Consider the following 21,721-nt stretch of genomic DNA (forward strand, 5'->3'; position numbering starts at 1 on the left):
AAGTTCTGTGAAGTTCCGTAGGGGATTTTCTACGTGAAGGGACCGCCGCGCCGCGATGCCTCCCCGGTCACGTCCTGATCACATCTCCCGTCTTGATCATGGAGCGACTTCTCCCACCGTACCCGTTCCCCTGTCCGCTCATACATTCGGAACGACGGGCCGGGTGGAAACGCCCCGGGCCCGTGCCCCGCTGCCCGTGTGCTCCCCTACGCTGTGCCCGTGATCCGGACCGTCCGGTCCCCGCCCGGGGCCGGTCCGCGACCGGGACGAGGGCTGGAGGTGGCGACCGGTGAGGCGCGGCGGGATACCCGACTCCTTCCTCGACGGCTACTCGGAGCTGCTCACCGAGGTGTCCGAGACCGGACGGCTGCCGCGCCGCGCCGAGCTGGACGCCTTCCGGGTGACGGGGGAGCGCGCCGCCGAGAGCGGTTACGGGCTGCGCGAGCTGGTCGGCCTCTACCTCACCGCGACCCGGCGGCTGTGGGGCACCCTGCCCGGGATCGCCCGGTCCGCCACCGGCGCGGAGCGGGCCCGCACCGGGGACGCCCTGCTGGCCGCCCTGGAGGCCGCCGTCGCCGCGCTCGGCGAGGGGCACGAGCGGGCCCAGCGGCTGGCGGTGCGGCAGGAGGAGGCCGAACGCCGCGAGTTCGTGGACGACCTGCTCTACGGCCGCAGCGACCTGGGCCGGCTCGCCGAGCGCGCCCAGCGCTTCGGCCTGCGGCTGGCCCGCTCGCACGCGGTGGCGGTGGCCGAGGGCACCGAGAAGTACGACGACGTGCACCCCGCCGTCCGCCGCATCGACCGCGAGCTGGTGGACCGCTTCCGCGAGCGCGACGTACTGCTGGCCACCAAGGACGGGCGGCTGGTGTGCATCGCCGCCACCGCCGAGCGGCCGGTGCTGGACGCCTTCGCCCGGCTCGCCGAGAGCCCCGGCCCCGGCTACCCGCCCGCCCGGCGGGTGGCGGTCGGCCGCGACCACAGCGGCCCCGGCGGCGTGGTGCGCTCCTACGAGGAGGCGCTCGGCGCGCTGGACCTGGCCGACCGGCTCGACCTGGACGGCGTCCGCTTCAACGCCTCCGAGCTGCTGGTCTTCCCCGTCCTGCTGCGCGACCGCGCGGCGATGGCCGATCTGGTCCGCACCGTCCTGGGCCCGCTCACCCAGGCCCGGGGCGGTGCCGCGCCGCTGCTGGAGACCCTGTCGGTGTGCGCGGCGGCCGGCTACGTGAACGCGGAGGCCGCCCGGCGGCTGGGCGTGAGCGTGCGGACCCTGTCGTACCGCCTGGCCCGTATCCGCTCCCTGACCGGCTACGACCCCGGCGACGGCCTCCAGCGCTACACCCTGGAGACCGCCGCGATGGGCGCCCGGCTGCTGGGCTGGCCGGAGAGGCAGCTCTGACCCGGACGGGTCGGGCGGGTGGCCGCCGGAGACCGGCGGCCGGGCGCCGCCGCACCGCGGCCCGCCCGGCGGCCGTCCCGCTGCCGGACGTAAACAACGCATAAAGACTGCCGGATCCTGGCAATGTGCGGTCGGCGACGGACTGTCAACATGAGGGACGCACCGCAACCGGGACGGGGGAGAACCATGGGCGAGTTCACACGGGTGGCCATGGCCTTCCCCGCCGTCCTGTTCGGGCTCGGACTGCTGGTGGTGCTCCTCTACTGGCTGTTGGTGCTGGTGGGAGGGGTCGGCGTCGATGCCCTCGACGGGGGTGGGGGCATCGACGCCGACGCCCCGGGGATCGGTCCCGCCGGGGTGCTGGCCGCCGCCGGACTCGGCGGCGCACCCGCCTCGGTGACCCTGACGGTCTTCATCGCCGTTGCCTGGTTCGCATCACTGAGCGGTACGGTGCTGGTCGGCGGCCCCGCCGCCGACCACCTGCCGCGGCTGCTGGTCCTGCCCGCCGCGCTCTGCGCCGCCTGGCTCGGCACCCGGCTGCTCGTCCGTCCGCTGGGCCGGCTGCTGCCCCGTGAGACGGGGACCGGACGGCGGGATCTGGTCGGCCGGGTGTGCACCATCCGCACCGGGCACGTCAGCCACCGCTTCGGGCAGGCCGAGATCACCACGGCCGACGGATCGGCGGTACTGGTCCAGGTCCGCGCCCAGGGGGCGGACGCCGCCGGACTGGCCGCCGGACGCACGGCCCTGGTCTTCGACTACGACCCCGAGGGCGAGTTCTTCCGCGTCACCCCCTGGGACCCCGCCCTGGACCCGGAACGCCCGGCGCGCTGAGCGCGCCCGCCCCCGTACCGGCCCGCCCCCGCACACCCGACTCCGCACACCCGCTCCCGGTCGCCCCGCCGCTCCGGCACGCCCCCGCACGCCCGCCCGGGCCCGCGGGCCCACAAGCTCTCACCACCTCACAAGGGAACCCACCGCCATGGACGCCATTTCCACCGGCCTCGGCGTACTGATCGCCGTGCTCCTGCTCATGGGGATCGCCCTCCTCCTCGCCGTCAGCCGGCTGTTCCGCAAGGTCGAACAGGGCAAGGCACTGATCGTCTCCAAGATGCGCAAGGTCGACGTGACCTTCACCGGCACCGTCGTGCTGCCCGTGCTGCACCGGGCCGAGGTCATGGACATCTCGGTGAAGACGATCGAGATCGCCCGCACCGGCGGCGAGGGGCTGATCTGCCGGGACAACATCCGCGCCGACATCCGCATCTCGTTCTTCGTCCGCGTCAACAAGACCGTCGAGGACGTCATCAAGGTCGCCCAGGCCATCGGCACCGAGCGGGCCAGCGACCGGACCACCCTCCAGGAACTGTTCAACGCCAAGTTCTCCGAGGCGCTCAAGACCGTCGGCAAGCAGCTCGACTTCGCCGACCTCTACACCAAGCGCGACGAGTTCCGGGACCGGATCATCGCCGTCATCGGCACCGACCTCAACGGGTACAGCCTGGAGGACGCGGCGATCGACTACCTGGAGCAGACCCCGCTGTCCCAGCTCGACAGCGACAACATCCTCGACGCCCAGGGCATCCGGAAGATCACCGAGCTGACGGCCGCCGAGCACGTCCGCACCAACGAACTCCAGCGCAACGAGGAGAAGGAGATCACCCGGCAGGACGTCGACGCCAAGGAGGCCGTCCTGGAACTGGAGCGCCGCCGGGCCGACGCCGAGATCCGCCAGCAGCGCGAGATCGAGACCGCCCGCGCCCGCGAGGAGGCCGAGACCGCCCGCGTCCAGGCCGAGGAGCGGCTGCGCTCCCAGACCGCGCACCTGAAGACCGAGGAGGCACTCGGCATCCAGAACGAGAACCGCGAGCGCGAGATCGCCGTCGCCCGGCTCAACCGCGACCGGGTGGTGGCCGTCGAGAATGAGCGCATCGAGAAGGACCGCCTGCTGGAGGTCATCGCCCGCGAGCGCGAGACCCAGCTGCGCCGCATCGCCGCCGACAAGGAGATCGAGGCCGAGAAGCGGGAGATCGCCGACGTGGTCCGGGAGCGGATCGCGGTGGAGAAGACCGTCGCGCAGCAGGAGGAGGAGATCAAGAAGCTGCGCACCGTCGAGGAGGCCGAGCGCGAGCGCCAGGCCCTGATCATCGCCGCCGAGGCGCAGGCGCAGGAGCGGCTGGTCAAGGACATCAAGGCGGCCGAGGCCGCCGAGCAGGCCGCCGGGCACCGGGCCGCCGAGGAGCTGACGATGGCCGAGGCGCGCCGCAAGACCGCCGAACTGGACTCCCAGGCCGCCGTCCGCCTCGCCGAGGGGAGGAAGGCCGAGGCCGCCGCGGCCGGACTCGCCGAGGCCGAGGTCCAGGAGCGGATGGCCGACGCCGTCGCCAGGACCCGGCAGGTCGAGGCCACCGCCGAGCGCGAGATCGCCCTGGCCAGGGCCGACGGGCTGCGCGAGAAGCTGAAGGCGGAGGCCGAGGGGCTCACCGAGAAGGCAGCCGCCATGGCCCGCCTGGACGAGGCGAGCCGGGAGCACGAGGAGTACCGGCTGCGGCTGGAGGCGGAGAAGGAGATCCGCATCGCCGGGATCGACGTCCAGCGGCAGATCGCCGAGGCCCAGGCGACCATGATCGCCACCGGTCTGGAGAACGCCGACATCGACATCGTCGGCGGGGACTCGGTCTTCTTCGACAAGCTGGTCGGCTCGATCACGGCGGGGAAGAGCGTCGACGGCTTCGTGAACCACAGCGGGACCGTCCAGGCCATGGCGGGCCCCTGGCTCGACGGGGAGAAGTCCACCTTCACCGCCGACCTCACCTCGCTGGCCGCCGGACTGGGCGCCGGCGGACTGCGCGACGCGACCCTGGCCGGCCTGCTGGCGAAGCTGGCCGCCGCGGGCGGCCCCGAGGCGCCGAAGCTGTCCGCCCTGCTGGCGGCGGTACGCGACTCGGGCGCGGCCGACCTGCCGCTGTCGGCCCTGACGGGCCCGTACCCGGCCGGTGCGGCGGACCGTACGGCCGCCGCCAACGGGACACCGGCGTCCCGGTGAGCCCGCGGTGGCCGGCGGGCCCGCGCCCGCCGGCCACCGCCCGGCACCCCTTCCCGGAGAACCGGCAGTGGACCGGCTGGACCGGCAGTGAACCGAGGAGTTGAACGACGTGGAGAACCGGACCGCCGACCGGACCGCCGCGGACGGGCGGGAGCCGCGGCCGGACGAGGGCACCCACGGGGTGCTGCGCGCCCGGACGGCCGCCGCGGCCGCCGAGCTGGCGGCCCGCGCCAGGGCACTGGAGGCCCGCCGCACCGAGACCTTCGGCGGCGCCGGGATGGCGCTGGCGGGCGCGGACCGGCTGCGCACCGAACACCCCCTGGAGCCGTGCGACGTCGTACAGGTCGGCGGCGCGCTGCTGCTGGGCGGCAGCCCCCGGGGGCACGGGACCGGGCCGGGGGAGACGGCCGGAGCCGCCGACGTGTTCGCCCTGTACCGCCCGGTCGCCGGCGACGGCGGCGGACCGCCGTTCTTCACGGCCGCCGGCCACGGTGCCGTCCCCGGCCTGCTCGACGACCCCCGCTTCCGGCGCGACGTCGGGGAACTGCACCGCTACTACCGCCAGGCCCGGCTGCTGCGGCTGCGCCGCACCGGCCCGCTGCTGCTGGCCGTCTTCCGCACCGGCGAGCGGCTGACCGACATCCGGGTCCTGCGCTGGCGCGTCGCGCCCGACGGGACGGTGGCGTACCTCGACGACAAGGGCGAGCGCGACCACACGCTTCCGCCCGCCTCGGACCTCGACTGGACCGCGGCCGCCCGCGAGGACCACCTCACCGGGCGGCACCCGCACGTGGCGGTCGCCGGCGGGGCGCTGTACGTCTCCACCGTCGGCGGCGCCCTCACCGTCAAGACCGAGAACGACACCGAGACCGCCGCCGGCGTCCACTCCGAGCCGGTCGAGGACCCCCTGCAGTCCCTGGCCGACGCCGAGATCGCCCACGCCCGGGTCGGCCCGCTCGTCCTGCTGCGCGTCCTGCCGTACAACGAGACCGCCCACCGCCACCTGGTGTTCAACACCCGCACCCGGGAGGTCGTACGGCTGGACGGCATCGGGCAGTCCTGCCGCCGGCTCCCCGGCGACCAGGGGCTGGTCTTCCCCGGCGGCTGCTACCTGGCCGACGCCCCGGCCGGGTCCGCCGCCCGGATCTTCGACACCGGTGCCACCGGCGCCACCGGGAGCACCGCGGGCTTCGCGTACGAGACCGAGGTGCGTTCCCCGGGCGGCGAGGAGGTGCTGTACGTCTTCCGCGACCCGGCCCTGGGCCGCACCCTGCTGATGCCGTACAACCTGATCCGCAAGGAGGCCGCCGCCCCCGTCGCCGCCCTGGGCCACGCCCTGTTCGAGGACGGCACCCTGGCGGTCCTGCGGGAGCCGGGCGGGGCGGGCGCCCCCCACCCGGACGGGACGGGAGCCGCGCGCACCCACCCCGTCCAGGTGTGGCGCACCCCGTACGTCTCCGAGGCTCACGCCGCCGCGCGGCCGGCCGGGGACGGCCCGCTCGCCCGGGTCGGCAACGCCGAGCTGGTGAGCGGGCTCGCCGACTGCCTGTCCGTCGTACGGCTGACCGAGCCCCTCACCGCGGACGGCGGACAGGTGCCCACCGCCGCGGCCCTGGAGGCGGTCGCCACCGCCTGCGCGCGCGTCGCCGACCGCCACCACTGGCTGTCCGCGCCCGGACTCTCCGGGGAGCTGGAGGGGCTGGGCGAGCCGCTGCGCGCGCTGCGCGAGAGTGCCGAACAGGCGCTGGCCGAGCACGAGCGGACGGCCGAGCTGCGCGAGCGGGACGCCGCCGCCGTGGCGGAGGCCGGTGGGCGCACGACCGCGCTGGTGCGCCGGGCCCGCGGCGAGGCCCCGGCCGACGCGGCGGGCTGGGTCGCCCTGCTCACCGGACTGCGCCGGGCCCGCGGCGAGGTGGAGGCGCTGCGCGAGCTGCGCCACGCCGACCCGGGACGCGTCGACGCGCTCGCCGCGGAACTGGACGCCGTCCTGGAGGCCACCGGGCGCCGGGCACTGACCCGGCTGGCCCGTCCCGGCGCCTTCGACGGCATCACCGCGGCCGTCGGCGGACTGGCCGACCGCGCCCGCGCCGCCGGCACGGCCGCCGCCACCGAACCGCTCGACGGGGAACTCACCGGGCACGCCGACGGACTGGCCGCCGTGACCGACGTGATCGGCTCGCTGGAGGCGGCCGACACCACCGTGCGCACCGCCGTACTGGAGCGGATCGGCGAGGCCACCGCCGCCGTCAACCGCGCCCGCGCCGTGCTGGCGGGACGCCGCCGGGAGCTGCTGGAGACGGAGGGACGGGCGGAGTTCGCCGCCGAGACGGCCCTGCTGGGCCAGACGGTGGCCGCCGCGCTGGCCGCCGCGGCCACCCCCGAGGAGTGCGACGGGCAACTCGCCCGGCTGCTGGCCCGGCTGGAGGACCTGGAGTCCCGCTTCGGCGCCTTCGAGGACTTCCTCGACCGGCTGGCCGAGCGGCGCGAGGAGATCGACCGGGCGTTCATCGCCCGCCGCCAGGCGCTGCTGGACGAGCGCACCCGCCGCGCCGAGCGCCTGGCGCGCTCCGCGGCCCGGGTGCTGGACACCGTCGCCCGCCGCTGTGCGGTCCTGGCCTCCGCCGAGGAGGTGGCTGCCCACTTCGCCACCGACCCGCTCGTCGCCCGGGTCCGCACCGCCGCCGGCGAGCTGCGCGGCCTCGGCGCGGTCGCCCGCGCCGAGGAGCTGGCCGGGCGGCTCAAGGCCGCCCGCCAGGAGGCGCTGCGCGCCCTGCGCGACCGCGCCGACCTGTACGGCGCCGACGGTGCCGTGCGGCTGGGCCGGCACCGCTTCGCCGTCACCACCCGCCCGCTGGAGGCGGCCCTGGTCCCGGCGGACGGCGGGCTGCTGCTGACGGTGTCCGGCACCGGCTACCGGGCCGCCGTCCACGACGCGGAGCTGACCGCCGCCCGCGAGTTCTGGGACCAGCCGCTGGCCTCGGAGTCTCCGGCGGTCTACCGCGCCGAGCACCTGGCCGCGTGCGTGCTCGCCGACCGCGGCCCGGCCGCGCTGCTCGCCGCCGCCACCGCCGACTCCGCCGCCGCCGACTCCGCCGCCGCCGGAGACGGGATTCTCCCCGGCCCCGGGGACCTGCTCCCGGCCGTCCGCGCCGCCGCCGAGGCGGTGTACGACGAGGGGTACGACCGGGGCGTCCACGACCACGACGCCGCCGCGATCCTCGCCGCGCTGCTGCGGTTGCGCGCCGGGGCCGGACTGCTGCGCTTCACCCCCGGGGCGCGGGCCGCCGCCCGGCTGTTCTGGGCATACGGCACCGGCGCCACCGCCCGTACCGTCTGGACGGCCCGCGCCCAGTCCCTGGTCCGGGCCCGCGACACCTTCGCCACCGCCGCCGCCCGGGGCGCGGTGGAGGAGCTGGCCGCCGAACTCGGGGCCGCCGCCGACGCCTTCCTGGCCGGGGCCGGGCTGCCCCGTCCGCCGCGACCGGCGGAGGTGGGCGCCTATCTGGCCGAGGAACTGGCCGAGGGCCGGGGCCGGTTCGTCACCGGGCCCGGCGCCCGCGCCCTGCTGGACGGCTTCCACGCCGCGCTCGGCGGTCCGGAGGGCGCCGCCGCCAAGGAGTTCGCCGAGGACCTGCGGGCGCTCGGCGGCGGCTTCCCCGACGGCACCCCCGGCGGACCGGAACACCTCGCCGCCCGCCACCAGCTCGCGGCGGCCTGGCTCGGCTCCTGGGCGGCGGCCGGCGACCCGGCACCCGGCGGCTCCGTACCCGGCGGCACGGAGAACCCGGACCTGCTCGAGGCCGTCGCCCTGCTGCTGTGCGACGGCGCCGTGCCCGGCCGGGACATCGACGCCCCGCTGACCGCCGCCGTCACCGGCCTGCTGGGCACCCACCCGAGGATCACCGGCGGCGCCCTGCCGCTGCGGCTGGACGAGTTCCTGGCGCGCACCGGCGAGTTCCGCGCCCACCGCGTCCCGGCGCACCGCGCGTACACCCGGCGCCGCGCCGAGGTGCTGGCCGGGGAGCGCGAGCGGCTGCGGCTGGACGCGTACACGCCCCGGGTACTGCCCACCTTCGTCCGCAACCGCCTGGTCGACGAGGTGTACCTGCCGCTGGTCGGCGACAACCTCGCCAAGCAGCTCGGCACCGCGGGCGAGGACCGCCGCACCGACAGCCAGGGCCTGCTGATGCTGCTGTCCCCGCCCGGCTACGGCAAGACGACGCTGATGGAGTACGTCGCCGCCCGGCTCGGCCTGGCCTTCGTCCGCGTCGACGGGCCGGCGCTGGGCCGGCGCACCACCTCCCTGGACCCGGCGGCGGCCCCCGACGCAGGCGCGCGGCGCGAGGTCGAGAAGATCAACCTCGCGCTGGAGCTGGGCGACGACGTGCTGCTCCACCTCGACGACATCCAGCACACCTCGCCGGAACTGCTCCAGCGGTTCATCCCGCTGTGCGACGCCCAGCGCCGCGTCGACGGCGTGCGGTTCTCCGACGGGCGGCAGGCCACCCACGACCTGCGCGGCAGGCGGTTCGCGGTGTGCATGACGGGCAACCCCTTCACCGAGTCCGGTGCCCGCTTCCGGGTCCCGGACATGCTGGCCAACCGGGCGGACGTGTGGAACCTGGGCGACGTCCTGGCCGGCCGCCAGGAGCTGTTCGCGCTCAGCCACGTCGAGAACTCCCTCACCGCCAACCCGGTGCTCGCCCCGCTGGCCGCCCGCGAGCGCGGCGACGTCGAACTGCTGGTGCGGCTGGCCGCCGGCGACCCCGCCGCCCGCGCCGACCGCCTCGCCCACCCCTGCTCCCCGGCCGAACTGGAGCCGGTGCTGGGCGTACTGCGCGGACTGCTGCGGGTACGGCGCACGGTCCTGGCCGTCAACGCCGCCTACATCGCCTCCGCCGCCCAGGACGAGGACAGCCGCACCGAGCCGCCGTTCCGGCTCCAGGGCTCCTACCGCGACACGGCCGCGCTCGCCGGGCGGCTCGTCCCGGTGATGACGGACGAGGAGGTGGAGGCGCTGCTCGACGACCACTACACCGCGCAGGCCCGGACCCTGGGCCGGGACGCGGAGGCGAACCTGCTCCGGCTCGCCGAGCTGCGCGGCCGGCTGACGGGGGAGCGGGCGCGGCGATGGGCCGAGGTGACGGCGGCGTTCCGGGAGCGGAACCGGGCACGGTGACCGCCGACGCCCCGCCGTGCGGGGGCGAGGGCCCGGGAGGCCCTGATCTCCCGGGCCCCCCTCACCGGCGGGCCGGTGAGCTCATGGGCCGGGGGGCGGCGCTCCGCTCCCCGGCGACAGCGGTGAACCCGTGGTTGAGACTTCCGGGATTCCCTCAACCAGCAGTTGACATGCCGCGGGGGGTGATTCTGGGCTCCGGCGGCCTGACTGTCAACTTCCGTACGGCTGACGGCAGTTATGATGATGCGGCGGTTACCGGCGATCCGGCTGCGGTGGAGGTGGAGGCGTGTCCGAGCCCCAGGTGCGCCGGGCGCTGGCCGAGAACCTCGACCGGCTCTTCGACGCCATCCGCCCCGAGGGCCCCAGGGGCCGCCGGTACACCAACGAAGAGGTCGCCACCGCCGTCAAGCAGGCGCACCCCGGGCTCCGGGTGGGCGGCGCCTATCTGTCGGCCCTGCGCAAGGGCACCAAGCGGAACCCCTCCACCGAACTGCTGACGGCCCTGGCCCGTTTCTTCGGCGTTCCCGCCTCCTACTTCCTGGACGAGCACACGGCCGCGCAGACCGACGCGGAGATCGAACTCGCCAGGGTCGCCCACAACCTGGGCGTCAGAAGGCTCGCCCTGCGCGCCCTGGAGCTCTCCCCCGAGGGGCTCGCGGCCGTGACGCGGATCGTCGAGCACGTGCTGGAGAGCGACCCGGGTGCCCGTACGCGGTCCACCCGCCCGGCCCCCGGCTCCTTACCGCCGGGCGCGCCGGGCGCACCGGAAACGCCGACCGCCCCGGACGACCGGCCCGCGGAGCGCTGACGCGATGGACAGGAAGGCCATGCGCGCCATGCGCCGCGGCTGCGCGGCACTGGTCCGTGACCTGGACCTGCCGGTCCCCGCCGAGCCGGACCAGGTCATCGCCGCGCTGTGCGGCAGGATGCGGCAGCGCCTCGGCCGGGAGGTCCACCACCGGCTCGTCCCCTTCCCGCCCGACACCGTCAGCGGCCTGTGGGTGGCCACCGACTCCGCCCACTACGTCCTGTGCGAGGAACGCACCAGCCCCTGGCACCAACTGCTCATCACCTGCCACGAGTTCTGGCACATGGAGGCCGATCACGCGGGCCTTGCCGACCACGCGGGCCGTGCCGGTCCCGGGGCCGCCCCGGCCGACGGCGGTGTGCCCGTCCTCCCCCTGCCCTCCCTGGACGGCGCCACCGTCGCCCGCATCGTCGCGGGACGCACCCACTGCGACGCCGCCGCCGAGCAGGAGGCCGACTTCTTCGCCGCCCTGCTGATGGCCAGGATCAGCCGCTGGCTCCCCGAACGGACCTGGGACGTGCCCGCCTCCGACGCCGCCCTCGTCCACCGTCTGGAGAGCACGTTCGGCGGCGGCCCCGGCCCCCGGGGCCCGGAGGCGTCCGGCCCGGGGAGCCGGTGATACCCCGGTGGACGACCAGAGCGCGGTACAGCTGCTCTCCTCCGCGGCCGGCTGGGCGGTCCTCGCGGTCAAGCTGCGCGATCTGCGGCGCTCCCCCCGCAACCCCATGCTGCGGGCGGTGTGCGCCACCCTCTTCCTGGCCTCCGCCGGTGTCCTGTGCGCCGTGCCCGCCGTCGTCGGGTACCTCAACCGCCTCACGGGCGTGCCCAACTTCGCCGCCCCGCTGGTGTACTGCGTGATCGTCGCCCTGGGCGCCTCCTGCCACGTGCTCCTGGCGTACTGGCGGTGGCCCGCCGAGCGCGCCCGGCCCGTCGCGCGCCGCTGGACGCTGGCGTACGCGGCGGTGATCGGCTGCCTGGTGGCGCTGTTCGCGGCGGGGGAGGCGCCGGTGGAGCGGCGCACGGACTTCGACACGTACTACGCGACCGACCCCCGCCTCGCCGGGTTCGTGGTGCTGTACCTGGTGGCGCTGGGTGTCGCGATGGTGCTGCTGGTCCGCATGTGCCTGCGCTGGGCGCGGGTCGCCGGACGCCCCTGGCTGCGGCGCGGGCTGCGGACGGTCGCGCTCGGGGCGCTGGGGGCACTCGGTTTCACCGCCGTGAAGCTGACCGCCGTGGCCGCCCGCTGGGCCGGGGCGGACTGGGGCTGGCTCGACTACCGGGCCGCCCCCGTGCTGGCCACCGCCGGTCTGGTGGTGAGCGCCGTCGGCTACGCGCTGCCCGTCACGGGCCACCGGCTGTCCGGGCTGCGCGCCCTGGCCGGGCGCTACCGCGCCTACCGCGCCCTGTATCCGCTGTGGGACGCGCTGCGGCGGGCCACCCCCGCCGTCGTGTCTCCCGCCCGGGTCCCCTGGTGGGACTTCGAACTCCGGCTGACCCGGCGGCTGGCCGAGATCAACGACGGCCGCCTCGCCCTGCGCGCCCACACCGACCCCGAGGTAGCCGGGACCGCCCTGCGGCTGGGCCGGGCGGCCGGCCTGACCGGGGCGGAACTGCACGCGGCGGTGGACGCCGCCTTGCTGCGGTCGGCCGTGGCCGCCAAGGCGGCCGGCCTCCGCTTCCCCGCGGAGCCGCCCGCCGCCACCGGCCCCGCCCCCGTCCGCGGCGGCACCGACGGGCTGGGCGAACTCGCCCGGCTGGTCGCCGTCTCCCGCGCCTTCACCGCCTCCCCGGTGGTGGCCGCCGCGGCGGCCCGGCACCGGCACACGGCCGTCCCGGCCCACTGACCGCTGAAAGTACTGCCAGACAGAGTAAGACCGGATCTACGTCAGATCCGGTCTTACTCTGTCGCGGCCGATGTGCCGGTGCGCACCGCCTACCGGACGCACCGGCAGAGCCCTCCGGTGACGACTCGCCGTCGTCAGAAGGCCTCCCACTCGGAGGCCGTGCGACACGGCCCCTTCCAGCCGTGGGGAACCGCCAGCGCGCCACCGTTGCTCTACGCTGTCGGTCGGCCCGCCGGGGCCGGAGGCGGGGTAGGGGCACGGCAGTGGTGGAAACGGTACGGACGGCTTCGCTGGTGGCGGCGACGGTCACCACAGGACTGGTCGGCGGCCTGTTCTACGCGTACGCCTGCTCGGTCATGCGCGCGCTGCGCGGTGTGGACGACCGGACCTTCATCGAGGTGATGCAACGCGTCAACGTGGCGATCCTCAACGGCTGGTTCCTCCTCGGCTACCTCGGCGCGCTGCTCTTCACCGGCCTGGCGGCCGCCCTGCACCTGCCGGGCGGGGAGCGGGACGTCCTGCCCCCCGTCCTGGCCGCGCTGGTGCTCTACCTGGCGGCGATGGGCGTCACCGCCCGGGTCAGCATCCCGCTCAACAACGCCCTCGAAGCGGCCGGGGACCCGGCCCGGATCGCCGATCCGGGCGAGGTGCGCGGGAACTTCGAGGCGGCCTGGAACCGCTGGAACACCGTGCGCGCGGTGCTGTGCTGCCTCGCGCTGGGCTGTCTGTGCTGGGCCCTGCTGCTGCGCGGCGCCGCGGGCTGACCCGGTGCGGCCGGTCAGGGCAGGAGCTCGACGTACCCGTCGGTTCCGTGCACCCGGATCCGCTGCCCGTCCCGGATCAGCCGGGTGGCCCCCTCCACGCCCACGACGGCCGGCAGGCCGTACTCCCGGGCGATCACCGCGCCGTGGGTCATCATCCCGCCCACCTCCGTCACCAGGCCCGCGGCGCTCACGAACAGCGGCGACCAGCCGGGGTCCGTGCAGGCCGTGACCAGGATGTCGCCCGCCGCCAGATCGGCCTGCGCCATGTCGAGGACGACACGGGCCCTCCCCTCCACGGTCCCGGCGGAGACCGGCAGGCCGGCCAGGGCACCGGCCGGCACGTCGTCGCGCCGGTACGCCCCGGCGACGGCCTCGCCGTCCGAGGTGAGCACCCGGGGCGGGGTGAGCGCGTGGTACGACCGGAACGCGTCCCTGCGCCGCCGGATGAGCCGGCCGTCCGCCCGGTTCGAGCGGACGACCTCGTGGAACTCCTGGAACGTGAGGTGGAAGACGTCCTCCCGCTCGGGGAGCACACCGGCCCGCACGAGGCGTTCGGCTTCCTTCAGCAGAGCCTGCTTGTAGACGAGGAAGCGGCTGACGATGTCGTACTTCGGGTACTCCCGGTAGCCGATGAAGGTGCGGACCCGGTCGATCATCCGCTTGGTCTCGTCGGCCTTCCGCTCCCCGTCCGGCAGGGCCCGCAGCCGCGACAGCACCTCCCGTTCCTTCTCCCGCGCCTTCCGCAGCCCCTGCTCGAAGCGCCGCGCGGCGGCGCCCGGCCCGAAGCTCGCGACGTTGTCGAGGATCAGGGGCACGAGCGTGGCGGGGCGCTCGCGCCAGCGCGGCCTGGTGATGTCGATCTCGCCGACGCAGCGCATGCCGTACCGGTCGAGGTACTCCTCGACGGCGTCGCGCGCCTCGGTCCCGCCCGGGAGCTTCACCAGCTCGTCCAGGAAGGCTGTGCTTTCGGGGTTCCCGGCGTTCCCGGCGTTCCCGGCGCTTTCGGCGGTCCCGGCCTTCCCGGCGTCCGCGACGTCCCGCAGGAACGCCACCACCTCCGGGTGCGGGCGGACCGCGTCGGCGACGTCTAGCAGCGCCAGTCCCATCTCCGAGGTGACGTTGCCGGGGGCGGACAGGGTGAGCGTGTCGGCCGCGTTCTTCTCGCCCAGCCACTCCCGCAGCCTGTCGTTGAGCCACCAGGTGGCCTCCATCCCCGCCGTGATCACCTGAATGTTCAGCGGATCACCGAGAACCCGCTTGTACTCCTCCAGGTCCTTCAGCAGGAAGTCGAACAGCGCCGGTCCGGTCTTCGTCCGGATCTCGCGCTCCAGGGCGGCGAGGGACGCCCGGCCGCGCTCGATCAGCCCGGTGACGACGGCCGGATCGGTCTCGACCGGGGCGGGTACGGGTCCCGGCGGCCGGCCGGGACCCGCGTCCGGGACCGGGGGGGACGACGGGACGAGGTTGCCGCGCTCCAGGACCGTCTCCAGCGCGTCCCTGATCAGCGGGTCGGACCTCCCCATGGCCTCCAGGAGGGCGGCGCGGCTCGCGGGCGAGGCCAGGCGCCGGGTGACGTCGACGAACAGCCGCCCGCCGGCCTCGTGCATCGGCACCATGGCCGTCAGTTGCCACATGGAGATCCCCAGCGGCCGCATCGGGTCGGTCATCATCTGCTGATGGCCGACCGAGACGTAGACGTGGTTCTCCGTGTCGCCGGTCTCGGGGACGGGGAACAGCGTGGTGATCGGCCGGCTCTGGACGATCTCGAAGTCATCGGCGCCGTCGTCGGCCAGACACCACTCGATGTCCTGCGGGCGGCCGAGGTGCGCCTCGATCCGCCGCCCGAGCGCCACGAGCCGCACGGCCTGCGCGTCCGTCAGCGCCGGTCGCTCGCGGTGCTCCGGGTCGACGGCCGTCTCCCGCGTGCCACCGCCGGGCAGGGCCCGGACGGCACGCCGCTTGACGGCGACCGTCCGGGCGGTGACGGCGCCGTCGCGCACCGTGTAGACGTCCGGGTTCACCAGGCCGGAGACCAGGGCCTCGCCGAGGCCGAAACCGGCCTCCACGGTGGCGGTCCTGCGGTCGCCCGTGACGGGGTCGGCCGTGAACAGGATCCCGGCCGCGTACGGGGGGACCATCCGCTGCACGACCACGGCCATGCGGGCCGCGCGGTGGTCGAAGCCGTTGTGCAGCCGGTAGGTCACGGCCCGCTCGGTGAACAGCGACGCCCAGCACCGGCCGATGTGCCGCAGGACCGCCTCCGCCCCCACGACGTTGAGGTACGTGTCGTGCTGGCCCGCGAAGGAGGCCGTCGGCGAGTCCTCCGCCGTCGCGCTGGACCGGACGGCGCAGGCGGCCTGCCCGCCGAGCCGGCCGAGCGCCCGGGCGATCTCCGCCGCGAGCTCGCCGGGGACGTCGATCCCCTCGATGCTCCGGCGGATCTCCGCACTGAGTGCGGAGATCCCCGCCCGGTCGCCCGGGTCCAGGCGCGACAGCTCGTCGAGCCGGCCGTCGACCGACGGCACCTGCGCCATGATCCGGCGGAAGGCGTCCACCGTCACGCAGAACCCGTCCGGCACGCGGACGCCCTCGATCCGCTTCAGCTCCCCCAGGTGCGCGCCCTTGCCGCCGACGGCCGCGGCCTGCGTCCCGTCCACCTCTCGAAGGTCCACCACATACTGCTCGGTCCGTTCGGTCTGCTCGGTCATCGCGACACCCTCCATGGCGGCCGTGCTCCGTCGCACCGCACCGATCGGTCGAATTCCCGGCGCCGCGAGCTCCGCCGGATCTCTCGCCGGGCATGTCCCCGTCTCCGGCCGCCTTGCCGCCGACGAGGGGTACCCGGCCGCCCCGCCCCTACGTTTCCGCAGGTCGTGGCCTCGGTGGAGGATTCTGCGCCATGCCCCGGGTCTTGCCGCAAGCCCCCCGGTGCGCTATACGTTGAGAGTGGCGAGGAGAGATCTCCTCGCCTTTTCCGTGCCCCCGTCCAGCCCCGCCTGCCGGATGTACCGGATGTGCCGGAGCCGAGGCGACGGTCCTCCTCGGGCTGCTCCCCGGCCTCGTGCCGGTCAGCGGTGCGAGCCCGCAGCGTGGGTGGTGTGGGTGGCGACGGCCGTCCATGCGGAGGGGGACAGGGGCCGTCGCCGGGTGTCCTTGGCGCCGTGGACAACGCGGCCCGTACCGGTCGCCTCCCTGCCGCGCGCGGCCCGCCCGTACCACATGGACGACCGCGGCCGGGCGTGCGCGGCAGGCGGGCCGCCGGCCGGCCGGGCGGGGCGTGCCGGTCGCGTGCGAGGCGTGTATAGGGTCCCGGCATGCGTGTTCTCGTGCTGGGCGGTACCTCGTTCCTCGGCCGTGCGATCGTCGAGCGTGCCCTCGCGGGCGGCGCCGAGGTGACCATCTTCTCCCGTGGGCTGACCAATCCGGGACTCTTCCCCCAAGTGGCCCGCCGGGTGGGCGACCGTGACGCCGGGCAGTACGCGTCGCTGTCCGACGGCGGCCGCTGGGACGCGGTCGTCGACGTCAGCGGTTACGTGCCCCGGCACGTCCGGCAGGCGGCCGACGCGGTCGGCGAGCGGACGGGGCGCTATCTGTTCATCTCCACGGGCGCGGTCTACGACACCGCGGGGCGGCACGACGACGTCGTGGTGTGGGACGAGGACGCACCCCGCAGACAGCCCGAGCGGGACACCGAGGTCATGGCCTCGATGGAGGCCTACGGGCGGCTCAAGGTCGCGTGCGAGGACGATGTGCTCGCCCGGTTCGGCGAGCGGGCCACACTGGTGCGGTCGGGCATCCTGGCGGGTCCCCACGACCCCTCGGACCGGTTCACCTGGTGGGTACGCCGCGCCGCGCGCGGTGGCCGCGTCGCGCTGCCCGGACGGCCGGACCAGCCCGTTCAGATCGTTGACGTGCACGATCTCGCCGCCTTCGTGTGGCGGCTGCTGGCCGACGACCGGCCGGGCACGTTCAACGCGGTCGGACCGGCGGAGCCGACAACGCTGGCGGGCCTGATCGGGGCATGCGCCCAGGCGGCGGGCACCGAGGTCGACATCGTGCCGGTGGCGGCCGACGCCGGTCTGCCGAGGCCTCCCCTCGTCGAGGACTCCCTGGAGTGGCAGCGGCTGTTCCGGCTCAGCGGCGCGCGGGCCAGGGCGTGCGGCTTCCCGGACACACCGCTGGCGGCCACGGCCGCCAAGGTGCTGGCCTGGGACCGCGAGCGGGGCGAACCACCCCTGACGCAGGGACCGACGCCGCAGCAGGAGGCAGGCCTCCCGGGGGAGTGAACGGGGCGGGCAACGGAGCGGGCGACGGCCCGAGGCCCGCCCGGCCCTGGCCCCTGCCCGTCCGGCTCCTCGTTCCGGCCCGCCCGGCCGTATCCGGCCTCGGGGAACATCGATACAGCGGTTGTCGGCGAGAAAGCACGGTCCTGATCTCCGGCGCCACCGGCGGTGTCGGTGCGCCGGCCGTACAGCTCGCCGCCGCCCGCGGTGCGAAGGTCGCCGCTGCGTCCCCCGGCCTCCCGCCTTGACGGGCGCCCCCGCCGACTCCCCCTGGGACCCGGCCCTGGCCGCGTCCCTGGCCGAACTCGGCGTCCGCGTAGAGGAGGAGACGGTCCTCGACGACCTGCTCGCCGACCTCGCGCCGGTCAGTGGTTGAGGTCGAGGAGCGGCACCGCGAGGCCCACGTACGCCTTCGGCTCGACCGTGGCGACGAGCGCGTCCGTGTCCCACACCGGAAGGTGCCGCGCCGCGTGGACCGCGGCCGCGATCCCCGGCGGCACACCGTCACGGTGCAGTCCGGTCACCGTGAGCAGGGCCGGGTAGTCCAGATCCACGGTGTGGACGACTTCCAGCTGCCCGATGTGCTCGGCGATCCCCGGATACTCCCGGTCGGCTTCGAGGGCCGAGAGGACCGGCACCCACAGACGGGTCTCCGGTTCGAAGTGGGCCCGGTGGATCAGCGCGGACACCTGCCGGTTCCCCGAGAGCGCCACCAGGGTCGGGGCGTCGAGGACCAGGTGGTGCAGGATCACGCGGTGGCGCCCTGCTGCCGGGCGTACGTCTCCCGCAGTCTGCGGCCCATCGCCGCGCTCTCCTCGTCCGTCACCTCGACACCGAAGTGCTCGGCCAGGTAGGCGCGGGTGCGCTCCGCCCGTTCGCGCCGCTCCTCCTCGGTCAGCGTCGACTCCGCGAACTCCTGGACCAGGGAGCGGATCGACGTGCCGCGGGACTCGGCGATCGCCGCCAGCCGGTCGCGCACCTCGGCGGGCACCCGGATCATCGCATCGGACATACCCGGAGTATACGCCTGTGTATACGTCGCGAGGTCCGGTCCGGGCCGAACGCGGCAGGGTCTGCCGGGGCTTTTGCCTTCCTTGCCGGCCTCCGGAACGTGATCCGCTTGGCCGCTGCCCCGCACGGCCTGTGGCTGCTGTGCCCGGCGGAGGACCGTACCCGGTCGCCGCACGCGGGGTGTGCGGTGACCGAGGGCCCTCCCCCCGAAGGGGTCACTCCCCGCAGTAGCGTAAGCACCCGACAGTGAACCGGGGACCGACGGGGAGACAGGGAGACGCGGCGGGTGTCGTTCGACGACGAGTGGGCGCAGTTGGTGGCGAAGACGAACCAGGACCGTTGGGGTCGGCCGCGGTTGAACCCGCACAACGGTGGTGGCGGCGGAAGCCAGGGTGATCTCACGGTCGAACAGGACGACCTGGGTCTGGTCGGCCGCGAGGCGCACAAGCTCTACACGGGCCTCAAGGCGCACGGCAGGCATCCGGTGTCGGCCAGCAAGACCGCCGCCACCCAGCTGACCGGGGACAACCTCAGCTCGGGTGCCGCGCTGGCCAAGGTCGCGGAGACCTGGGAGACGCAGGTCGACACCCTGCTGGAGTCGTGTGCGCACATCTCCAACCACCTGGACTTCTCCTCCAGGAGCTACGGCCAGGAGGAGGAGAAGATCAAGACCGGGATGCGCAACACCCAGGGGCAGCTGATGAGTCCGTCCCGCATCAGCGAGTACTACCGCTGACGGGCCGGCAGGGGAGGACGGCGAAATGGCTCTGAAGTTCGAGGACGTCCTGCACGCCCGGCTGGGCAGGCTCAATGACGCGGTCGGCGACTGGACGGCGACCATCACCAAGCTGGAGAACCTGTCCGGCGAGGCCAGGAACGGCATGAAGGCGAAGTCCGACGCCGCGCGGTGGGAGGGTGAGAACGCCACCGTCACACGGGCGTTCGTCGACAAGACCGTCAAGGAGTTCCAGGACGCGCTCACCCAGGCGACCAGCGTCCGCGACATCCTGCGGGACGGGCACACCACCGTCAAGGCGGCCCAGGGCGAGTTGAAGCGGGTCGTCGACAACCCCCGGAGGGCGTGACCATCTGGCCCAACGGCGTCGTCGCCCGCTCCGTGCACCCCGACCGGCGGGGCGAGGGCAACACCGACCCCGGCCCGACGCAGGAGACGCTGGAGACCGTGCGCGACAGGATCAAACGGGCGGTCGACAAGGCGAGCGAGGCCGACGAGACGATAGCCGCCGCCCTGCGGTCCGTCATCGCCGGGCACCCGTACGACTTCGGCAGCAGCCGGTACTCCTCCCTGGAGGACTACCGGGACCAGCAGGGTGTCAAGGACGCCGACGCCGCCGTCGAGCTGGCCGCCAAGGGGCCGGACATGACGGACGAGGAACTCAAGCGGTTCAACGACCTCATGGCCGCGAACAAGGGCAACCGGGCCTTCGCCGAGCGCTTCGCGACCGGTATGGGCGGCGAGGGCACCCTGGAGTTCTACGCGAACCTCAACGACCAGCGGCAGAGCGGCCGCTTCAGCGACGAGCGGATCAAGGAGCTGGACGAGACGCAGAAGAACATGAGTCTCGTCCTGGCCGAGGCGTCGCACAGCGACAGCCCCGCCATGCAGGCGTGGAAGAAGGAGATCATCGACCTCGGACCCAAGCCGCTGGACATCCCCACCCAGGGCAACCCGTACGGCTTCCAGGTCATGAGCAACTTGATGCGCCACGGCACATACGAGAAGGACTTCCTCAACGACTACGGCGACGCCCTGGTCGCGACGGAGAAGGAGATGGGCCTTCCCGGCAACCACTGGCGCGGACCCTCCTCCATGCACACCGTCCTCAACCCGGGCGGCGCGGAGAACGACCGGGGCCTGGACCCGATGACCGGCTTCATGGCGGCGCTCAGCCGCAACCCCGAGGCGGCCGGCGAGTTCTTCACCACCACCCACCCGCAGGACAACGCCGAGTACGTCCTCAAGGAGCGGAACCACTTCCCCGACGGCATCAGCGACGACCCGCCCTTCGCCGGCCGGGAACAGACCGGCAACGCGCTCTTCGCGGTGGCCACCGGCCTCGACCCCCACGACGAGGACGCGCCCTTCGTGCCGCACATGGCCGAGCACCGCCAGGTCCTGGACCGATCGCTGGAGTACCTGTCGCAGACGGGGGACGACTTCCCGCCGGAGATGCGCGACGACATGGCCAAGGTCCTCGCCAACCACGGCGCCACCGTGCACGAGGCGTCCAGCAGCCTCTCCGACAGCAGCAGCCCGCTGGACCGAGAACAACTGCTGGAGGTCTCCAAGCAGGTCTCCCGCGACCAGGAGGCGTGCGGAGTCCTCAACGAAGGGCTCAACGCGGCGATTGTCCAGAACATCCACGCCAACGACGTCAGCGATCCGGAGGAGACCTTGGTGCGGGCCGGGCAGACGGTCGGTTTCCTGGAGGAGGCCCGGTACCAGGCTCTGGGAACCGACAAGGACGACCCGTCCTGGGACGCCAAGTGGGGCTACCACCTCGTCGGCGGTGCGGCGAACTTCATCCCCGTCGTCGGCGACGCGGCGCAGCGCGGTGTGGATGCCTTGGCGTATGCCTGGCAGTTGGAGGAGCAGGCCCGCATCGACGAGAAGATCAGCGGAGAGAACATCGAGAACTTCAGTGTCCGTGAGAAGCAACTGGAGGCCATCGCCGAGGAATGGACCAGAGTGAATCCGGACCACGAACTGGCGGGCAACACCTATCTCCCGCACGAAAGGGCCGGTGGTGCCGCGTACGACGGCAACAACCGTGCCAAGGGATTGGCGGGAGACCAGTGAGGACCGGGAGAAACCGCAGATCGTGGGTAGGAGCGTTGCTTGTCGCCGTCCTGGCGGTGTCGCTGTCCGCGTGCGGTGAGCCGGAGAGCTACACGGTGCCGGGAGAGATCTGTGGCAGGAAGATCGACCCGGAGATTGTCCGGCCGCTGCTACCGGAAGGCGAGAAGTTCGAGGCGGAGATGGAGCCGATCGGCGACAGCCTGACAAGATGCCTGCTGTCTGTCGACGGGCGGAACGAACTCGGCATTCGTGAGTACCCGGACGGCGGGGACATCGATGCCATGAAGTTCGCGAGAGAGAACCCCAGCCGCTTCAGAAACCCGGAGAAGGCGGCTTTCGGTGCGGACACGGCCGTCTCGGACGGCATAGTGCTCTCGGTCAACCCGTGTACATACCAGGGGAAGAAGGGGCATTACATCCTGGAGGTCACGGTCAACCGCTTCGACACGGCCGAGCCCGACGGCTGGCGGGCAGAACTTGAGCGCTTCGCGAAGGCGTACCTGCCGGTGGGCATGCGCGAGACGGGCTGCGAGTAGTCCGGCGCGTTGGTGAGCCGGCGTTCCACGCCG

At 74.1% G+C, this 21,721-nt stretch carries 17 protein-coding genes; 14 read left to right on the forward strand and 3 right to left on the reverse strand.

Features of this window, described 5'->3' with window-relative positions:
- Positions 1-289: 289 nt before the first annotated feature.
- The 8 genes from CUT44_RS28095 to CUT44_RS28130 all read left to right on the forward strand — a co-directional run bounded on the left by CUT44_RS28095 (position 290) and on the right by CUT44_RS28130 (position 13,037).
- A complete protein-coding gene (locus tag CUT44_RS28095) occupies positions 290-1,396 on the forward strand; it encodes a PucR family transcriptional regulator (protein WP_100204773.1) in 1,107 nt (368 codons plus the stop codon).
- A 186-nt stretch (positions 1,397-1,582) separates the two neighbouring features.
- Entirely contained in the window at positions 1,583-2,230 is a 648-nt protein-coding gene (locus CUT44_RS28100) for an OB-fold-containig protein (protein ID WP_100204774.1), read from the forward strand.
- A 148-nt stretch (positions 2,231-2,378) separates the two neighbouring features.
- Positions 2,379-4,442 (forward strand): flotillin family protein, encoded by a 2,064-nt coding sequence (locus CUT44_RS28105; RefSeq protein WP_100204775.1) that lies wholly within the window; start codon positions 2,379-2,381, stop codon positions 4,440-4,442.
- 109 nt (positions 4,443-4,551) lie between these two features.
- On the forward strand, positions 4,552-9,621 hold the full coding sequence (locus CUT44_RS28110; RefSeq protein WP_100204776.1) for a DNA repair ATPase: 5,070 nt from the start codon (positions 4,552-4,554) through the stop codon (positions 9,619-9,621).
- A gap of 286 nt (positions 9,622-9,907) precedes the next feature.
- Positions 9,908-10,429: a helix-turn-helix domain-containing protein gene (locus tag CUT44_RS28115; protein ID WP_100204777.1), complete on the forward strand. Its 522-nt coding sequence runs from the start codon at positions 9,908-9,910 to the stop codon at positions 10,427-10,429.
- A 4-nt stretch (positions 10,430-10,433) separates the two neighbouring features.
- On the forward strand, positions 10,434-11,048 hold the full coding sequence (locus CUT44_RS28120; protein ID WP_233221718.1) for a hypothetical protein: 615 nt from the start codon (positions 10,434-10,436) through the stop codon (positions 11,046-11,048).
- 7 nt (positions 11,049-11,055) lie between these two features.
- The gene (locus CUT44_RS28125; protein WP_100204778.1) at positions 11,056-12,273 is read left to right on the forward strand and encodes an MAB_1171c family putative transporter; all 1,218 of its coding nucleotides are present in this window, start codon (positions 11,056-11,058) and stop codon (positions 12,271-12,273) included.
- 263 nt (positions 12,274-12,536) lie between these two features.
- The gene (locus tag CUT44_RS28130) at positions 12,537-13,037 is read left to right on the forward strand and encodes an anthrone oxygenase family protein (protein WP_233221719.1); all 501 of its coding nucleotides are present in this window, start codon (positions 12,537-12,539) and stop codon (positions 13,035-13,037) included.
- Positions 13,038-13,051: 14 nt separating this feature from the next.
- On the opposite strand, the gene rph is transcribed toward CUT44_RS28130, so the two are convergent.
- Positions 13,052-15,745, reverse strand: a complete 2,694-nt coding sequence (gene rph, locus CUT44_RS28135) for a rifamycin-inactivating phosphotransferase (protein ID WP_100205240.1) — start codon at positions 15,743-15,745, stop codon at positions 13,052-13,054.
- Between the two features lie 606 nt (positions 15,746-16,351).
- On the opposite strand from rph, the gene CUT44_RS28140 reads away from it, so the two are divergent.
- A complete protein-coding gene (locus CUT44_RS28140; RefSeq protein WP_100204779.1) occupies positions 16,352-17,323 on the forward strand; it encodes an NAD-dependent epimerase/dehydratase family protein in 972 nt (323 codons plus the stop codon).
- Between the two features lie 241 nt (positions 17,324-17,564).
- The gene (locus CUT44_RS34320; protein WP_233221720.1) at positions 17,565-17,696 is read left to right on the forward strand and encodes a DUF2399 domain-containing protein; all 132 of its coding nucleotides are present in this window, start codon (positions 17,565-17,567) and stop codon (positions 17,694-17,696) included.
- Here the strand turns inward: CUT44_RS34320 and CUT44_RS28150 are convergent.
- Positions 17,686-18,072 carry a PIN domain-containing protein gene (locus CUT44_RS28150; protein ID WP_100204781.1) on the reverse strand — a complete coding sequence of 129 codons (387 nt, stop codon included), beginning with the start codon at positions 18,070-18,072 and terminating at the stop codon, positions 17,686-17,688. The two genes, CUT44_RS34320 and CUT44_RS28150, sit on opposite strands and share 11 nt — an antisense overlap.
- Entirely contained in the window at positions 18,069-18,332 is a 264-nt protein-coding gene (locus CUT44_RS28155) for a hypothetical protein (RefSeq protein WP_100204782.1), read from the reverse strand. Before CUT44_RS28155 ends, CUT44_RS28150 begins: the two co-directional genes overlap by 4 nt.
- Before the next feature lie 285 nt (positions 18,333-18,617).
- Here CUT44_RS28155 and CUT44_RS28160 point away from each other — a divergent pair, with 285 nt between their 5' ends.
- The 4 genes from CUT44_RS28160 to CUT44_RS28175 are packed head-to-tail and all read left to right on the forward strand — an operon-like array spanning position 18,618 to position 21,688.
- Positions 18,618-19,067, forward strand: a complete 450-nt coding sequence (locus tag CUT44_RS28160) for a hypothetical protein (protein ID WP_100204783.1) — start codon at positions 18,618-18,620, stop codon at positions 19,065-19,067.
- 25 nt (positions 19,068-19,092) lie between these two features.
- Complete coding sequence (locus CUT44_RS28165; RefSeq protein ID WP_100204784.1) at positions 19,093-19,416, forward strand: hypothetical protein; 324 nt, start codon at positions 19,093-19,095, stop codon at positions 19,414-19,416.
- The gene (locus CUT44_RS28170) at positions 19,413-21,152 is read left to right on the forward strand and encodes a DUF6571 family protein (RefSeq protein WP_100204785.1); all 1,740 of its coding nucleotides are present in this window, start codon (positions 19,413-19,415) and stop codon (positions 21,150-21,152) included. The genes CUT44_RS28165 and CUT44_RS28170 overlap by 4 nt, the downstream gene beginning before the upstream one ends.
- A gap of 35 nt (positions 21,153-21,187) precedes the next feature.
- Positions 21,188-21,688 carry a hypothetical protein gene (locus CUT44_RS28175; protein ID WP_100204786.1) on the forward strand — a complete coding sequence of 167 codons (501 nt, stop codon included), beginning with the start codon at positions 21,188-21,190 and terminating at the stop codon, positions 21,686-21,688.
- Positions 21,689-21,721: the final 33 nt, after the last annotated feature.

Origin of the sequence: Streptomyces carminius, from assembly GCF_002794255.1 — a bacterium.
GTDB classification, from domain to species: Bacteria; Actinomycetota; Actinomycetes; order Streptomycetales; family Streptomycetaceae; genus Streptomyces; species Streptomyces carminius.

Coding starts and splice junctions, on each gene's coding strand:
- CUT44_RS28155 (WP_100204782.1), bottom strand. CDS start 18,332: ATGTCCGATGCGATGATCCGGGTGCCCGCCGAGGTGCGCGACCGGCTG.
- CUT44_RS28165 (WP_100204784.1), top strand. CDS start 19,093: ATGGCTCTGAAGTTCGAGGACGTCCTGCACGCCCGGCTGGGCAGGCTC.
- rph (WP_100205240.1), bottom strand. CDS start 15,745: ATGACCGAGCAGACCGAACGGACCGAGCAGTATGTGGTGGACCTTCGA.
- CUT44_RS28120 (WP_233221718.1), top strand. CDS start 10,434: ATGGACAGGAAGGCCATGCGCGCCATGCGCCGCGGCTGCGCGGCACTG.
- CUT44_RS28100 (WP_100204774.1), top strand. CDS start 1,583: ATGGGCGAGTTCACACGGGTGGCCATGGCCTTCCCCGCCGTCCTGTTC.
- CUT44_RS28105 (WP_100204775.1), top strand. CDS start 2,379: ATGGACGCCATTTCCACCGGCCTCGGCGTACTGATCGCCGTGCTCCTG.
- CUT44_RS28140 (WP_100204779.1), top strand. CDS start 16,352: ATGCGTGTTCTCGTGCTGGGCGGTACCTCGTTCCTCGGCCGTGCGATC.